At 66.5% G+C, this 16088-nt stretch carries 13 protein-coding genes; 7 read left to right on the plus strand and 6 right to left on the minus strand.

Features of this window, described 5'->3' with window-relative positions; genetic code table 11:
* Positions 1–37 precede the first annotated feature (37 nt).
* Both ACP7BY_RS07490 and ACP7BY_RS07495 read right to left on the minus strand, forming a co-directional pair.
* Positions 38–2140, minus strand: coding sequence for a RelA/SpoT family protein (locus ACP7BY_RS07490; protein WP_137903156.1), 2103 nt, complete (start codon positions 2138–2140; stop codon positions 38–40).
* A gap of 114 nt (positions 2141–2254) precedes the next feature.
* The gene (locus tag ACP7BY_RS07495) at positions 2255–2569 is read right to left on the minus strand and encodes a CC_3452 family protein (RefSeq protein ID WP_137903155.1); all 315 of its coding nucleotides are present in this window, start codon (positions 2567–2569) and stop codon (positions 2255–2257) included.
* 118 nt (positions 2570–2687) lie between these two features.
* Here ACP7BY_RS07495 and ACP7BY_RS07500 point away from each other — a divergent pair, with 118 nt between their 5' ends.
* The 7 genes from ACP7BY_RS07500 (at position 2688) to ACP7BY_RS07530 (ending at position 8233) form a co-directional block, all read left to right on the plus strand.
* Positions 2688–3179 carry a winged helix-turn-helix transcriptional regulator gene (locus ACP7BY_RS07500; RefSeq protein WP_010405266.1) on the plus strand — a complete coding sequence of 164 codons (492 nt, stop codon included), beginning with the start codon at positions 2688–2690 and terminating at the stop codon, positions 3177–3179.
* Positions 3180–3242: 63 nt separating this feature from the next.
* Positions 3243–3983 (plus strand): heme ABC transporter permease CcmC, encoded by a 741-nt coding sequence (gene ccmC, locus ACP7BY_RS07505; RefSeq protein ID WP_033964858.1) that lies wholly within the window; start codon positions 3243–3245, stop codon positions 3981–3983.
* 100 nt (positions 3984–4083) lie between these two features.
* Positions 4084–4518 (plus strand): cytochrome c maturation protein CcmE, encoded by a 435-nt coding sequence (gene ccmE / locus ACP7BY_RS07510; RefSeq protein ID WP_033964859.1) that lies wholly within the window; start codon positions 4084–4086, stop codon positions 4516–4518.
* A 148-nt stretch (positions 4519–4666) separates the two neighbouring features.
* Positions 4667–6670: a heme lyase CcmF/NrfE family subunit gene (locus ACP7BY_RS07515; protein WP_033964860.1), complete on the plus strand. Its 2004-nt coding sequence runs from the start codon at positions 4667–4669 to the stop codon at positions 6668–6670.
* Positions 6667–7194, plus strand: a complete 528-nt coding sequence (locus tag ACP7BY_RS07520; RefSeq protein ID WP_033964862.1) for a redoxin family protein — start codon at positions 6667–6669, stop codon at positions 7192–7194. Before ACP7BY_RS07515 ends, ACP7BY_RS07520 begins: the two co-directional genes overlap by 4 nt.
* On the plus strand, positions 7191–7598 hold the full coding sequence (locus ACP7BY_RS07525) for a cytochrome c-type biogenesis protein (protein WP_033964864.1): 408 nt from the start codon (positions 7191–7193) through the stop codon (positions 7596–7598). Before ACP7BY_RS07520 ends, ACP7BY_RS07525 begins: the two co-directional genes overlap by 4 nt.
* Entirely contained in the window at positions 7595–8233 is a 639-nt protein-coding gene (locus tag ACP7BY_RS07530) for a tetratricopeptide repeat protein (RefSeq protein WP_033964865.1), read from the plus strand. The genes ACP7BY_RS07525 and ACP7BY_RS07530 overlap by 4 nt, the downstream gene beginning before the upstream one ends.
* Here the strand turns inward: ACP7BY_RS07530 and ACP7BY_RS07535 are convergent.
* Genes ACP7BY_RS07535 through ACP7BY_RS07550 form a run of 4 tightly spaced genes read right to left on the minus strand, consistent with a single transcriptional unit; the run spans position 8220 to position 16075 of the window.
* A complete protein-coding gene (locus ACP7BY_RS07535) occupies positions 8220–9803 on the minus strand; it encodes a family 43 glycosylhydrolase (RefSeq protein ID WP_033964866.1) in 1584 nt (527 codons plus the stop codon). The two genes, ACP7BY_RS07530 and ACP7BY_RS07535, sit on opposite strands and share 14 nt — an antisense overlap.
* On the minus strand, positions 9803–11023 hold the full coding sequence (locus tag ACP7BY_RS07540) for a DUF885 family protein (RefSeq protein ID WP_137903154.1): 1221 nt from the start codon (positions 11021–11023) through the stop codon (positions 9803–9805). The genes ACP7BY_RS07535 and ACP7BY_RS07540 overlap by 1 nt, the downstream gene beginning before the upstream one ends.
* Complete coding sequence (locus ACP7BY_RS07545; protein ID WP_209515833.1) at positions 11020–14778, minus strand: LamG-like jellyroll fold domain-containing protein; 3759 nt, start codon at positions 14776–14778, stop codon at positions 11020–11022. The genes ACP7BY_RS07540 and ACP7BY_RS07545 overlap by 4 nt, the downstream gene beginning before the upstream one ends.
* Positions 14768–16075 carry an MFS transporter gene (locus ACP7BY_RS07550; RefSeq protein ID WP_137902760.1) on the minus strand — a complete coding sequence of 436 codons (1308 nt, stop codon included), beginning with the start codon at positions 16073–16075 and terminating at the stop codon, positions 14768–14770. Before ACP7BY_RS07550 ends, ACP7BY_RS07545 begins: the two co-directional genes overlap by 11 nt.
* Positions 16076–16088 lie beyond the last annotated feature (13 nt).

The raw sequence follows: 16088 nt of genomic DNA on the forward strand, positions 1-16088 counted from the left end.
CGGTGCCGTCATGGGGAAGTTGTGCGCCGGGGCGAGATCAGACGCGGATGACGCTGTTGACCGCGTCCGCCGCGCGCAGCGCACCGATCACGCGCATCAGATGGTGGACGTCGTGCACTTCGACATCGATCGTATTGGTGTGGAAGCCGGTGTCGCGATTGTCGAGCCGCAAATTGACGATATTGGCCTTTTGCGCGCCGATGATCGTCGCGATCGTGCCGAGTGCGCCAGGTTCGTTCTTGACCTCCACCGAGATGCGGCCAGTCGCGCCTTCGGTCTTGTCACCCCACGACAGATCGACCCAATCGGCGTCGTCGGCGGCGGCGAGGATCGGGCAATCGATCGTGTGCACCTCGATCCCCGCATCGGGACGGCGCAAGCCGACGATGCGGTCGCCGGGTACGGGATGGCAGCATTCGGCGAGATCGAAGGCGACCCCGGCGGTCAGCCCGCGAATCGAGATCGCGCTCGATTGCGGCGGCAAGTCGCGCAACGCGTCGGCACCGGCCGAGCCCGGCATCAGCGCTTCCATTACCGCCGCATCGGGCAAACGACGGCGCGCGATCGCCTCGAGCAAGGCGGCTTCGTCCGCGACCTTCAGCCGCTGCATGGCCATCGCCTGCGCATTGCCGGCGAGCGGGGCAGGCAGGCGCGAGACGAGCTCGTCATACATCTTGCGGCCGAGCGCCTGCGTTTCGACGCGTTCCTTGTGGCGCAAATGCCGCCGGATCGCGGCGCGTGCCTTGCCCGTGATGGCGAAGTTCAGCCAATTGGCCTGCGGCTCCTGCGCCTTGGAACGCAGAATCTGCACCTGGTCGCCATTTTCGATCGTCGTGCGCAGCGGCACGACGCGGCCGTTGATCTTGGCCCCGACCGCCTGGTCGCCCAAATCGGTATGGACGGCATAAGCGAAGTCGATCGGCGATGCGCCCTTGGGCAATTGGTGCAGCTCGCCCTTGGGGGTGAAGGCGAAGATGCGATCCTGGTACATCGCCATCTTGGTATGTTCGAGCAGTTCCTCGGGGCTTTCGGCATTGTCGAGGATTTCGACCAGATCGCGGATCCAGCTCACTTGCGTGTCGGGGCGCACGCGCCCGTTCATCGGGTCCTGCTTGTACGCCCAATGCGCGGCGAGGCCGAGCTCCGCCTCTTCATGCATGTCGTGTGTGCGGATCTGGATTTCGACGCGGGTATTGTCGGCGTGGATAACGCTGGTGTGGAGGGAGCGATAGCCGTTGCGCTTGGGGGTCGAGATATAATCCTTGAAGCGCCCCGGCACCATCGGCCAGCGGCGATGGATGACGCCCAGCGCCGCGTAACACGCCTCCTCGGTCGGCACGATCGCGCGGAACGCCATGATGTCGCTCAATTGTTCGAAGCTGATATGGCGCTCGGCCATCTTCTTCCAGATCGAATAGGGATGCTTTTCGCGACCCGAAATTTCGGCCTCGATCCCGGCGCGCGACAGGAGCAGTTTCAGCCCCGACCCGATCTTGGCGATGCGGTCGCCGCCGCCTTCCTTCAACTGGGCAAGACGCTTGGTGATCGATTCATAGGCTTCGGGTTCGAGCTGCGCGAAGGCGAGCGTCTGCATCTCCTTCATGAACTCGTACATGCCGATCCGCTCGGCGAGCGGGGCGTAGATGTCCATCGTCTCGCGCGCGATGCGTTTGCGCTTGTCGGGATTCTTGATGAAATGCAGCGTACGCATGTTGTGCAGCCGGTCGGCGAGCTTGACCAGCAACACGCGAATGTCGTCGGACATCGCCAGCAGGAATTTGCGCAGATTTTCGGCGGCGCGTTCGTTTTCGGTCTGCGCCTCGATCTTGGACAGTTTGGTTACGCCGTCGACCAGCCGCGCGACCGAGGGGCCGAACAGCCGTGTAATCTCCTCGGGCGTGGCGACGGTATCCTCGATCGTGTCGTGCAGGATCGCGGTCGCAATCGTTTCGTCGTCGAGGTGCAGATCGGTCAGGATGCCGGCCACCTCGATCGGGTGGCTGAAATAGGGGTCGCCATTGGCGCGTTTCTGGCTGCCATGTGCCTGCATTGAGAACACATAGGCGCGGTTCAGCAGCGCCTCATTGGCAGTGGGATCGTAATCGAGGACCCGATCGACGAGTTCATATTGGCGTAGCATCTAGCCCCAAGATGGCGTCTGAGCCTGTTGCTTTGCAACATGTTTAGCCCGAAGGCCAAAAAAACCCCTCCCGCGCGGGCGCGGAAGGGGCAATGCACCTCTCGGGGAGGATGCTTATTTGACGCGGGCGTTGCACTTGGCGAGCGCATCGGCGTCGAACGCCTGACCTGCTGCGGTGAAGGCCGAAAGTTTGCCAGCGCGCTGGGCCACCATTTCACACACGATGACGTCGCGCTGCGGACCCTTGGCGGCGGTGAAGGCAGTGTTGTTCCACTTCCACAGCGTTCCGCTGGTGATGAGCACGGTCTTGGTGGGGGCGGCGACCGGGGTGGCGGCGTAATACGCATTGTCGTCGGCGGCATGGGCGGCCATCGGCGCGAGCAAAGTGGCCGAGGCCAGAACGGCAGCGGCGGCGAGCGTACGAATCATGGCGACGGTCCTCATAAATCAGTTGCTAAGGGCCACCTAAATGCTGCACATGCGAGTTGCAAGTAGAAACGTATATTTCAGTCCCATGACGGGTCAAGATGGGATAAGGTTGACGATTATGGACGAAAAACTGCGCGAACCCTTGCGGGAACTGGTAAAGTGCAGCCTGCCCGCGGCGCTGGAGGCGATGGGGGAACGCTGGAGCTTCATGATCCTGCGTGCTGCGTTTAACGGCTTGCACCATTTCGAGCAGTTCCAGTCCGAACTTGGCATCGCGCGCAACATTCTCGCCAACCGGCTGGGGCGATTGGTCGATCATGGCATCTTGACCCGCACGGCGATGCCCGAGGACCGGCGCAAGATTCAATATGAACTGACCGAGAAGGGCACGGCGTTGCTGCCGACGATGCTGGCGTTGCGGCAGTGGGGCGAGCGCTGGGAAACGGGCTTTCGCGCCAGCCCGGTGCTGGTCGACAAGCGCGACATGCGCCCGATCGCGCCGATCGAGGTGCGCGCCTGGGATGGCCGGGTGCTGACCAAACCCGACTTGCTGTGGGCGCTGCCGGAGGACGTCAATTATGACGAACAGGCGTTGCGCGCCGCCGAATAAGTCGCGGGGGCTGCGACGAAACGCCCTGTAGATTCGCCGATCGATCTTGCGTATCGGTGATGCGTGGCAAGCCTTCACACCTTCGCCAATCCGGCGCGTTTCCTGAAACTGGCGCGTCCGTTGACGCCGCCGCTGTTCTGGGCGGGCGTGCTGTTGATCGCTTACGGCGTGTGGGGCGGGCTGGCGCGGACCCCGCCCGATTATCTGCAGGGCGAGACGGTGCGGATCCTCTACATTCACGTGCCGACGGCGTGGCTCGGCATGGCCGGGTGGAGCGGGATCGCGGTGTCGTCGCTGACCTTTCTGGTATGGCGGCATCCGCTGGCGATGATCGCGGCGCGCGCGATCGCGCTGCCCGGTGCGGCGTTCGCGGCTTTGTGCCTCGCGACGGGATCGATCTGGGGGCGACCCACCTGGGGCACGTGGTGGCAATGGGACGGGCGGCTGACCTCGATGTTGCTGCTGTTCTTCGTCTATCTGGGGTTCATGGCGCTGACCCGCGCCGATGACGATCGCGGCGGCGACGGACGTATTCCGGCGATTTATGGCATTGCCGGATCGGTGTTGTTGCCGATCATCCGCTATTCGGTGGTGTGGTGGAACACGCTGCACCAGGGGCAAAGCATCGGTCTCACTTCCTCCAAGATCGATGCGACGATCCTGTGGCCCTTATGGTTCACGCTCAGCGGCTTCACCTGCTTCTTCGCCGCGATCGTGCTGATGCGGATGCGTACCATTCTCGCGCGGACCAAGGCCGAGGCGCGGATGCGGCGCATGGCGCATGTCGTGGATGTGGCCGTATGAACCCCTGGCCGTTCGTGATGGCCGCTTATGCGCTGACCGGGGTCGTCTCGGTCGGGCTGGCGGCGTGGAGCTTCGTGGCGATGCGCCGGAGCGAGAAACGATGAAGGCCAAGCATCAACGCCTGACGCTGGTGTTGCTCGCGGTCGCGGCGGTCGGCGGGGCGAGCGTGCTGGCGCTGTCCGCGCTGAAGGACCAGGCGGCCTTCTTCTATGCGCCGGGCGATGTGAAGAAGGACGGGCTTCCGCTCGGCCGCGCGGTGCGGCTCGGCGGGATGGTCGCGGATCATTCGATCCAGCGTCTTCCCGACGGCGTGTCGATGCGTTTCGTCGTTACCGACGGCGTCGCCACCGTGCCGGTGGCCTTCAAGGGCATCGCCCCCGACCTGTTCCGCGAGAAATCGGGCGTGGTGGCGGAAGGATCGTTCAACCCCGATGGCAGCTTCACCGCGACCAATTTGCTGGCCAAGCATGATGAGAAATACATGCCGCCGGAGATTGCGGGCAAGATGCACGAGACAAAGACGCTGAAACAATGATCGGCCTGGCACCGCGCGCCTATTTCGCTCCGTCAACCCGGGCTTGTCCCGGGGGCCACCGCGCCGCGTACCGTGTCCGTGCGGTTGGTTGGGCCCCGGGACAAGCCCGGGGTGACGCGCGGGGCGTATTTTGTGGATTGCCAGAGCAATGATCGCCGAAGCTGGCCTTGCCGCTTTGTGGTTCGCCGCAGCGCTCGCGTTGCTGCAATTGGTGCTGGCGGCGCTTGGGGTGTGGCGGACCAGTCGCCTGTCCGTTGCGCAGGGGGCTTCGACAGGCTCAGCCCGAACGGGACAAGAGGGCGACGCCGCGAAACGCCTGCTGACCGATGAGATCATGGCGGCGGTGCGCCCGGTCGCGGTGGTGCAGGGGTTGCTCGCTTTGCTGGCGATGCTGCTGCTGATCACCGTGTTCGCGCGCAGCGACATGTCGGTGCTGCTGGTCGCCGAGAACAGCCATTCGGACAAGCCGATGCTGTACAAGATCGCCGGCGCATGGGGCAATCACGAAGGCTCGATGCTGCTGTGGGTGACGATCCTCGGCATAGCCGGGGCGGCGGTGGCGGTGCTCGAACGCACGCTCGCCAAGCCGACGCTGATCGCAACGCTCGGCGCGCAAGCCGCGATTGCGCTAGGGTTTTACGCCTTCCTGCTATTCTCCTCCAATCCGTTTGCGCGGCTCGATCCGGCACCAGCCGATGGCAATGGCCTCAACCCGCTGCTGCAGGACCCCGGCTTGGCGTTCCATCCGCCAACGCTCTACATTGGCTATGTCGGCATCTCGATCGCTTTCTCCTTCGCGGTCGGCGCGATGATCACGCGCGATGTCGGTCCGGCTTTTGCCCGCGCGATGCGGCCCTGGGTGCTGGGGGCGTGGATCTTCCTGACGCTGGGGATCACCGCAGGTTCCTACTGGGCTTATTATGAGCTGGGCTGGGGCGGCTGGTGGTTCTGGGACCCGGTCGAGAACGCCTCGTTGATGCCGTGGCTGGCGGCGACGGCTTTGCTGCATTCGGTGACGGTGCTGGCGACGCGCGACGGCTTGCGTGCGTGGACGCTGATGCTGGCGGTGGTCGCCTTCTCGATGTCGATGATCGGCACCTTCCTCGTGCGATCGGGCATCCTTACCAGCGTGCATGCCTTTGCGGTCGATCCGACGCGCGGCAGCTTCATCCTCGCCTTGCTCGCGCTGTATATCGGTGGTGCGATGCTGCTGTTTGCGCTGCGCGTCGGCACGGTCAAGCAAGGCAACAGCTTCGATTTCGTCAGCCGTGAAGGCGCGCTGATCGCCAACAATCTGCTGCTGACGGTGATCCTGGGCATTGTGCTGATCGGCACGCTCTACCCGATCGTGGCGGCGGCATTCGGCACACAATTGTCGGTCGGCCCGCCCTTTTTCGACAAGGCCGCCGGGCCGGTCGCTTTGGTGCTGGTGGCGGTGATGGCGGCGGGCCCGCTGTTGCGCTGGCGGCGCGATACGCTGGCGGCGGTGCTCGCGCGAATGACGGTGCCGGTCGCGGCGACGGGCGTGGTGTTGATCCTGCTGGCGACGATCGGGGGCGTGGCCTTGCTGCCGATGCTCGGGCTGGCGTTGGCGGTCGGGCTGGCGGCGGCGAGCTTGGCACCTTTGTGGAAGCGCAACCTGCGCCGCACGCCGCTGTTCACCTATGGCATGGTGGTTTCGCATCTCGGCATCGCGGTGAGCCTGGCCGGGATGGCCTGCGATACGGCGTTCACGCAGGCGACGCTGGTTGCGGCGCGCGTGGGGGAGCCGCAGCATGTCGGGCCGTTCACCGTGACGCTTGATGGGATCAAGCCGGTGATTGGGCCCAACTGGTCGGCGCTGGAGGCGCGGCTCAGCGTGCGGCGGGGCGATGACGGCGCGACCTTCTATCTGCGGCCGCAATCGCGCTTTTTTGCCAATCCGGTGACGGTGACGAGCGAATCCGCGATCGCGACGCGCTGGGACGGGCAGCTCTACACCGTGCTGGGCGAGCCCGACGGCACCGGGCGCTGGCAATTGCGGCTGTGGTGGAAGCCGTTCGTGACGCTGATTTGGCTGGGCGGTGCGCTGATCGCGATCGGGGGGGCGCTGTCGTTGCTCGGGCGGTTGGCGCGTGGGCGACGCGCGGCTTTGCGCGAGGCATATGCATGAAGCGGCTGCTGATCTGGGTGCCGTTCGCGGCGGCGGTCGCGTTGCTCGCAGTGATCGGCTGGGGCCTGTACAAGCCCGCCGACCGCACCATTCATTCGGCGCTGGTCGGGCAGCCTTTGCCCAAATTCGACCTGCCGCCGATCGTGCCCGGCAAGCCGGGGCTGGCGGCGACCGCGTTCGCCAAGGGTAAGCCGCGGCTGCTCAACGTCTTTGCCAGTTGGTGCATCCCGTGCATCGCCGAGGCCCCGCAATTGCTCGCGCTCAAACAGGCCGGGGTCGAGATCGATGCGGTGGCAGTCCGGGACACGCCCGCTGCCATCGCCGATTTCCTGGCCCGCAATGGCGACCCTTATGCCGCGATCGGCGATGACAAGGTCAGTGCGGTGCAGCTCGCGCTGGGTTCTTCGGGCGTGCCCGAGACCTTCGTGATCGGCGGTGACGGGCGGATCGTGCTGCAGCATGTCGGCGACATTCGCGAGGAGGATGTGCCGAGCCTGATCGCGGCCGTAAGGAATGCGCGGTGAGGCGGCTGGCCCTCCTTTTGCTGATCGCGTCCAGCCCGGTTTTTGCCGACAGCAAACAACCGCCCGCGCCGCTCGCCAACGTTCAGCTGAAGGATCCGGCGCAGGAGCGGCAGGCGCAGGCGCTCATGGTCACGCTGCGCTGCGTGGTGTGCCAGGGCCAGTCGATCGCCGACAGCAATGCCGAGATGGCGGGGGACATGCGTTCCCTGGTGCGTACGCGCATCGCGGCGGGGGAAAGCCCGGAAACGATCCGCGCCTGGCTGGTCTCGCGCTATGGCGACTATGTCAGTTACGATCCGCCGCTCAGCGCGCTGACCGCGCCTTTGTGGATCACCCCGCTGGTGCTGCTGGCGCTTGGCGCGTGGCTCGCGCGGGCGAGCTTCAAGAAGCGGCGGCGGGCATGAACTGGGGAATCCTGCTGGTCGTCGGGATTGCGACGGCGGCCCTGTTGTCGGCGCTGGGCGTGTCGCGATCCTTGTGGACGATCGCGGGCGCGGCGCTGATGCTGGGGGCGGCGGGTTTTGCCGCGCAGGGGCCACGCCATGTCCCGGGCAAGCCGGTTGCCGCCGATGTTACACCGATCGCGATCGACCCCGGCATGGTCGCGTTTCGCGACGCGATATTCGCGCTGTCCCCTGCCGACGGCCTGGCATTGGCCAGCGCCGATGCGCGGTTGCGCGATGGCGACGCGCGCGCCGCCATCGATGGGCTGCGCGGCGACATTGCCTTGCGTCCGCGCGATGCGGCGCTGTGGACCGGGCTTGGCTATGCCTTCGCGCTGCATGACCGGGCGGTGTCCCCTGCGGCGAAGTTCGCGTTTCGCCGTGCGGTGCTGCTCGCACCCGAGACACCTGGACCGTTATTCTTCCAGGGCCTCGCTTATGTCGATGTCGGGGATCTGGCGGCGGCGCAGCCGGCCTGGCACTCTGCGCTTGCGGCAACACCGCCGGGTGCGCCGTACCGTGCCGATATCGCCGAGCGGGTGATGGCGCTGGATCGATTCCTGAGAGTGGCGGCGGCGCATTCTACAAAGCCGTGAAACGGAAATCGCGAAAGCGCGCGCTGCCTGTGCCTGCCGCATAAAGCCCCGGGCGCAGCATCAGGAAACCGCCGCGCACATTGTGGTGATAGCCTGACACTTCCATGCCGCGATCGAAGCGTGCCCAGGTGCGTCCGCCATCGCCGCTGGTGTCGAAGGTGACGATGTGGCGATCATTGGTGACGCGCAGCCGCATCCGGTGCCCATGCGGATTGTGCGGGCGGCCGCGCTCCTGGCCATATTGGTGCGTGACGAAGCGCTGCTGATCGAAGCCGAGGCCGCAATAGAGTGTGTCGTCATAGAAGAGCAGCAGCCCGGCGGTGGTGCCGGGATCGATCTCGATATCGCAGTCGAAGCGATAGGCGGTGTCGCCCGCGATTAGCAGCAGGGGCGCCGAATCGACCGGCGCGGTGCCGCTGGCGGTGAGCGTCAGTGTGCCATTGGCGACCGACAGGCGATCGGCCTCGTTGGGCCGCGGGCGGAAGAAGCTCCAGCGCGTGCCGAGCGCTGGGGCCCGGAAATCATCGGACAGGGCCATGCCGTGCGGCATCGCGCTGCCGCCCTTGGGCTTGGCGAGCGGGCGCGACAGATCGCCGCCCATCATTTTGAACCAGCCATCGGCGGTCCAGGCGACGGGATCGAGCAGCGTTTGCCGCCCGAGCGTCCAATAGTCCTTCTCATAGCCGTGATAGAGCGCCCACCAGTCGCCCGCTGGCCCTTCGACCAGCGAGGCGTGGCCGCGCGACCACCAGCGCTCGAATCGGTCGCGCGTGCGCACCAGCGGGTTGGCGGGGCAGTCCTCCCACGGCCCGTGGATCGAGCGTGCGCGGGCGGCGATCACCATATGCCCGGTCGGCGGCCCGGCGGTGCCGCCGACTGCGGTGATGAGGTAGAAATAGCCGCCGTGCCGGACGATCTTGGGGCCTTCGGGCGAGAAGCCCTCGACCACCCAATCGCTCGGATAGTGCCACGGATCATAGACATGCTCGGGTGTGCCGACCGTCGACAGGCCATCGGCGGACAGGCGCACGCGGTCGCCGCCCGACAGGAACAGCCAGCGCGAGCCGTCCTCGCCGACGACATGGCACGGATCGATATGGGCGTGCAGGCCGAGATCGACGGGCTCGCTCCACGGCCCTTCGATGCGATCGGCATGGATCACCCAGATCGAATTGGGCGAGGCCTTGGTCGGGATATAGAGGAAATAGCGCCCGTCATGCTTCGCGAGGCTCACCGCCCAGACCGAGCCGATAGTGCGGTGGAGCGCGGGGCCGATCGGCCGCCAGTTCACCAGATCGCGCGAATGCCACAGGATCAGGCCGGGATAGGAATCGAAGCTGGAGAAGGTCAGGTAATAGTCCTGCCCGTCTTTCAGGATCGCGGGGTCTGGGCGATCGCCCGACAGCACGGGATTGAGGAAGCGCCCGTCGCCGAGATCGGCGATGCGTTGCTGATCCAGCCCGCGCCTGTAATCGGCGGGGGTGTCGGGCGTGGCGGCGGAGGCGGTGGGCAGCAGCAGCGCAGCGCTGCCGCCAGCTGCGGCGAGCGCGTCCCGGCGCGTGAGGCGCATCAAACCCTCCGGGCGCGGCGCGCCAGTTCGTCGCTGCGCATCCGGCCGTGATCGAGCAGCACATGGTGATAGCGCGCCAGCGCTATGCCCGATCGACCGCGTGCGCCGTCTTCGATGGCGAGCGCGAACAGCATTTCGGTGGCGCGCGTCATCGGTTCCTGCGCGACCCGCGCGAGATCGGCGTCGAACGGGGCGAAATAGGCGGGTTCGCCCTGCCACGCGACGATGCGCGCGCGCGCTTCGGCGAGCGAAAGGCCGTGGAGATGGATGGCGAGATCGACCAACGCCCGGCCAATGCGGAACAGTCGCCAGTGGAGATAACCGAGTTCGGCCAGCGGATCGGCGGCGTAGACGCCCGCATCGGCAACACGGCGTTCGATATAGATCGCCCATCCCTCGGCAAAGCCCGGCGCATAATCGAGCCGGAGCGGGTGCGGATCGGCAGCGGCTTCCAGCGGCATCTGCACCATATGGCCGGGGAGCAATTCGTGCGCGACGACGCTCGGCAGGGTGAACGCCGGGCGATCGGCGAGGCGCTGAAGGTCTGGGACGTAGCCGCCCGGCTGGGTGGGCGTGGGCAGCGTGCGATAGCCGAAATGGGCGGCTGCGCGGTCGGCGGCGGTTGGGGGATTCGCGGCGACGTTCAGGCACCAGCGCGGCACCGCGCCGACCACGGCCGGGACACGCGCGCGTAGCTCCACCAGCCACCGGTTCATATCGGCCAAAGCGGCGTCGGGGCTGGCATAAGCCTGACGCGGGTCGCGCCACAAAGCGGAGAAGCGCGCGCCGGTAGTGGCCCCCGCTATCCCCAGCCGCGCGAACAGGGCATCGGCGCGGGCGGCGCAGCAGCGGCGTTCGGCCTCCAGCCGGGTCGCCGCCGCGCGCGGATCGACGTCATTGCCGAGCTTGCGGCGGAGCAAGAGCGTGGCGTGCGCCGGGGTGCGCGGCGGCCCCTTGGCGCGGGGATCGACTGCGAAGCGGCGCACGATCTCGAGGTCGATTGCCAGCCCGGCGCGGGCGGTATCGAGGTCGAGCTGCGCAGACGGGCCAAGGCCGTTCCGGTCATATCCTGCCAGCAGCGACAGCGCTGCTCCCGGATCGTGCGGCAAGGCCGCCGCCGCATCGAGCGCCGCGCGTAAGGGCGCAGGCGGCGTGGCTCGCACGCGCCCGGCCAGCGCCAGCGCCGCGCCACCGGCGAGCAGCGCGCGCCGCGTCGTCATGGCGTGCGATCGGCGATGGCGACGGTGTTGTTCTGCTGGGTGACTTCGGCACCGCCATCAGCCTGTTCGACACGAACCAAGAGCTGTTGCGGGTCGATGCCCGTGGGCACCGTCAGCGTCACCTGCGCGGTTTTGGGGATGAGATCGCCCGGCGCGGCGAGCGGCGGCACGGCGGCGCTGGCGATCCTGCGATCCTGCTGCCACAGCGACACGCGGCCCGCCGTGGTTGGCACTGCGCCTAGGCTGTGGACGGTGACCGTGACGCGCTGGCCCGCAACGCGCACATCGTCGCGGCCAATGCCTAGATCGGGGCGGGTTTCGACCGGCGTGGTGGGTGTCACCAGCGCAAAGTCGAGCACGGTCTCGCCCGGCGCGAAGGTGAGCGGGATCGCGGCGCTGCGCTCCAGCGCGACCGTCGTGCGCTCAGGTGCCGCGCCGCGCTCGGTTGCGATCGACCAGCGTCCGGCGGTGACGTTCCACGCCGTCATCGTCGCGGCTTGCGGGCGGTTGCTGGTGTTATAGGCGATCACCTTGAAGCGGTCGCGCGTCGCGCCGGGCAGCAGAATCGCGACCTGCTCCGCCGCGTCCGGCGTGGCGAAGCGCCAGCTCACCGTATTGCCCGGCCAGGTCTGGTTGCGCTTCAGCGCGATCCCGCCGAGCCGTTCGCGCTGCAGGATGTCGCTTGGCTGTTCGACGCGGTCGCTCCACCAATGGCCGTCGGTGTACATCGCCATATGCTGCATCTTATCGGCGATCGCCTCGCCGTGCAGCGTGGCGAGCACGTCTAGATCGCCCGTTGCCGACCAAGCGGCATAACGGCCGAACGGCTCCTCGCTTTTGGCCGCCCGCGCGCGCAACGCGGTGCCATCGGGCAAGGCGGTGAAGGCGTTTTCGTTGAATTCGGCCAGCCCCGCCGGACTCTTGGCGACCCGCGCCTCGATCGGGCGCAGATATTTGGCATCGCCGGTAAAGCGCCACGCCGCCCAGCTTGCCTGCAGCGGCGTGCTCACCCCGCCGCCATCGCCGACACGCTCGGCATCGCTGCGCCAGTTGATTTCATTGGGGTAGGACCACGCGCCATCGGCCGCCTGTTTGCCATGCGCCATCCAGCCGTCGATCACGCCGGTCACCAGCGCGCGCGCGGGCGTGCTGCCATTATACAGGCCGAGCAGGATCGGCGCGTGCAGCACGGTGAAGCTATAGGGCTTCTGCCATTCCCACGCCCCCTCGCGGTACATCATACGCCCGCCATACCAGTTGCTGGCGAAATGCAGGTGACCCGCCGGGTTCTTCAGGATCACGCCTTGCAACGCCTTGGTCGTTGCCATCAGCCGCTCGATCGAGCGTGGCTCGCCCCAGTTGAGATAGAGCCGCTCGGCATCCGAGTTGAGCCCTTCCTCATAAGCGTGAAGCTCGTCGGTGGCGATGTAGCCGAGGCCGTTCACGCGCATCCCGTTCTTGTACGCGGCATCGGCGAGGGCGCGCAGCGAAGCGTTGATCTTGTCGGGCTCGACCCCCATCAGCGCGAGGCCGGGCCATTGCTGCGTCAAATCGGTATCGTCGGAAATGCCGCCGCCGAAATCGCCATACGGCACCTGGCGATGGTCGATCCACCAATTGACGAACTGGCGCACCAGTTTCAGATCCTCAAGCTGCCGAAACGCCCAGAGCGGCACGCCCGGGGGGGCGGTTGGCTGGGGGACGGCGGGCAGGTTTTCGGGGCGGTAATTGATGTCGGCCCAATATTGGCGCGCGGTCACATTGTCGGGGTCGACGCGCAACAGGTCGGTGATGTCGCCGAACAGGCGCGCGTACAGCGCGGCGCGCTTGGAGGCGGTATGTTCCTCGACCAGAAAGCCCCAATTGTCCTTCACCTGATTGAGCCGGTCGGCGATGTGTTCGGGCAAAGCGGCGGCGCGATCCTTGAACACTAATCGGATCTTCGCACCGTTGAGCGCAGCGGCATCGAAGCCGGGCAGCGCCGAGGCGATGCTGAGATAGAGGCTGTCATTCGAGAGCACGCGGTCGCGCAGATCGAGCCACAGTGTGCGCGGCGTGCCAGCGGGGACGCTGACCGACAGGTCGACCATGTCGCGGCCAGGCCAGATCGGGTCCTTCACGCGGATATTGAGCGGGACCGGCCCGGTGCCGGCGAGCGCGGGCAGATCGATCGCGATGCCGTCGAGCCCGTCATGCAGGTTCTGCCAGCCATAATCGAACGCGCGCGCCAGCGGCTTGTCGGGATAGGCATCGCCAAGGCTGGCCGGGATCAGGATATGGACGATCGGTAGGCCGGGCGTGCGGGCTTGCGCTGGTGCGCCAGCCCCCGCGGCAGCGGCTCCGACAGCGGCCTTGATGCCGGAACTGGGCAAGGCGACGACCATGCTGCGCTCGTCGGGCGCATAACGGCCGGTGATGAAGGATTCGAGGCTGGCGAGCGCGGCGATCCTGGTCGAGGCGGTGGCGTCCACGGTGTAGGAGAGTTTGAACGATCCCGCCGGTTCCGCGCCGGCCTTTACGTCATAGGCCCATAGTTCCTGGATCGGCTGCTCCTTCATCGTGTTGACGAAGCTGAGCGTGCCGCCCTGCCGCTCGGGCACCGCGCTGACGCTGCGGACGGTGCCGTGCGCGCGGGTGGCGAGCGTGGTGGTTTTGCCGCCGTCCGACCATAGCAAGGAGCCATAAGCCGCGCCGCGAATCTCGACGCGGTTGAAGCGTTCGCCGGGTGGTACGGTCAGGTCATAGCGCTTGCCGCCTTCGACATAGACGTTCCAGTCCGGCAGCTCGAAATAATCGTCGCGGCCGGGCAGTCTGGAGCGGTTATAGACGCCGGGCCAGGTCGTCTCGGATATGCCGTCGACGCCCTTCCACATCCACTCCTTCAAATCCTTGGCGTCGGCGAACTCGACCTTGCGCACCGTGGTGACGGGGGCATCGAGCACGGGCGGCGCGCCTGCATCCCAGCCATAACGGTGCAGCCAGGCGGTGCGGCGGGCGGCGGTGTCCGCTAGTGGGGCCGGGGCCGGATCGCGCTTGTCGGCGAGCGCGGCAATGTCGGCGGCGGCCAGCATCCGGTCGTACACGCGAATCTCGTCGAGATCGCTGCCGCGCATGAAATGGTAGCGGCTCTGCACTTGGTGGGGGGAGAGCACGCGCCCGGCGAGGCCGAACTGGTCCAGCCCCGAATCGAGATCGGCGACCTGATCCTTGCACGCGACTTCGCGGCCATCGACAAACAGCCGGACGCCCTTGGTCTCGTCCCAGGCGAAGGCGATGTGCTTCCACGCATCGGCTGCGGGTGTCTGCGGGATCGTCCAGGAGACGCGGATGCGCGACAGGTTCGCGTCGGTGACGAAGGCATCGAAGCCGTGGCCGTTCCAGTCGATCCGCAGGAACGCCATGTCCCAACTGCTGTGATCGGCAAAGCCCGCGCGGAAGATCACGAAGGGCGCGACGCCCAGCGGCTCGCGCGGCCGCCAGAAGAAGCTGAGCGTGCCGCGCTGCGCGCGCATGTTACCGGGTGCCTTCCACGCGACATAGCCGTCATCGGCCCAGCGCGCCGCGCCGCCGATCGCGCCATCGGGCACCACGCTGACGCCGCTGCGGAAATTGGGTACCGGGTCACCCATTGCGGTGTCCGCCGTCAGGCTCGTGTCGGCGGAAACGCGGAACAGCAGGCCGCTCGCATCCTGCGCCGCCGCCGGGGTGGCGACAGCGATGGCCAGCAGGCTCGCCAAGCCGGCCTTACAGCGCATCGACGCGCGCCAGTCGCGGCGAGAGCAGATGGATGACACCGACCGCGATGAGATACACGCTGCCCGCGACCGCGAAGATCAGCGTGTAGCTGCCCGTCGTTTGCAGGATGTAGCCGGTGAATTTGGCCATCCCCATGCCGCCGATCGCGCCGACCATGCCGCCAATGCCGACCACCGATCCCACCGCCTTGCGCGGGAACATATCCGACGGGATGGTGTAGAGATTGGCCGAAAACGCCTGATGCGCCGCCGTCGCCAGCCCGACGATCGCCACCGCCGCCCACAGATTGGCGATATATTGCGCAAAGAAGATCGGCATTACGAGGAAGGCGCAGACCAGCATCGTCGTTTTGCGCGCGGCATTGGCCGACCAGCCGCGCTTCATCAGCCGCGAGGAGGACCAGCCGCCGGCGATGCTGCCAAAGTCCGAGATCAGATAGATCACCACCAAGGGCGGGCCGAAGCTCTTCAAATCGAGATGATAGGCTTTGGACAGGAAATCGGGCGTCCAGAACAGGAACAGCCACCAGATCGGGTCGATCAGGAACTTGCCGAGCGCATAGGCCCAGGTCTCGCGATAGCCGAGCAGCCGCGTCCACGCGATCTTCTGCGCGGGGTCGGCGGGGTCGCTTTCGATATGGGCGAGTTCGGCGGCGCTGAGGCGCGGCTGTTCGCGTGGCCGGCGGTAGATGGCGATCCAGGCGACCAGCCACACCAGGCTCGCGACCCCGGTGACGATGAACGCCATCCGCCACCCGAAGGCGAGCGTGATCGCGGGTACGATCAGTGGGGTCACCACCGCGCCGATATTGGCACCGGCGTTGAACACGCCCGTCGCCAGTGCCCGCTCGCGTGCCGGAAACCATTCGGAGACGGCCTTGATGCCCGCCGGGAAATTGCCCGATTCGCCAAGGCCCAGGACCGCGCGGGCAGCCGCAAACTGCAAGGTCGATCCGGCAAAGCCGCACAAGGTATGGCCAAGCGTCCAGATGATGAAGGCGATCGAATAGCCGACACGCGCCCCGACCCGGTCAACGATCGAGCCGAAGCTGATATAGCCAATCGCATAGGCCGCCTGGAACCAGAAGACGATGTCGGCATAGGCATTCTCGTCCCAGCCGAATTCGCCCGAGATGTTGGGCTTGAGCAGCCCGATCATCTGTCGATCGACATAATTGATCGCGGTGGCGGCAAAGAGCAGGCCGCAAATCACCCAGCGATAGCGTCCGACCGTGCTTGCGTCGGCCGCTATCGTCCCGCTTGCACCCGTTTCGATCGGAAGTTCGGCCGTCGCCATCATCTCTCTCCTG

The sequence above is a fragment of the Sphingomonas sp. PSPC2-2 genome, assembly GCF_049897725.1.
GTDB lineage: Bacteria > Pseudomonadota > Alphaproteobacteria > Sphingomonadales > Sphingomonadaceae > Sphingomonas.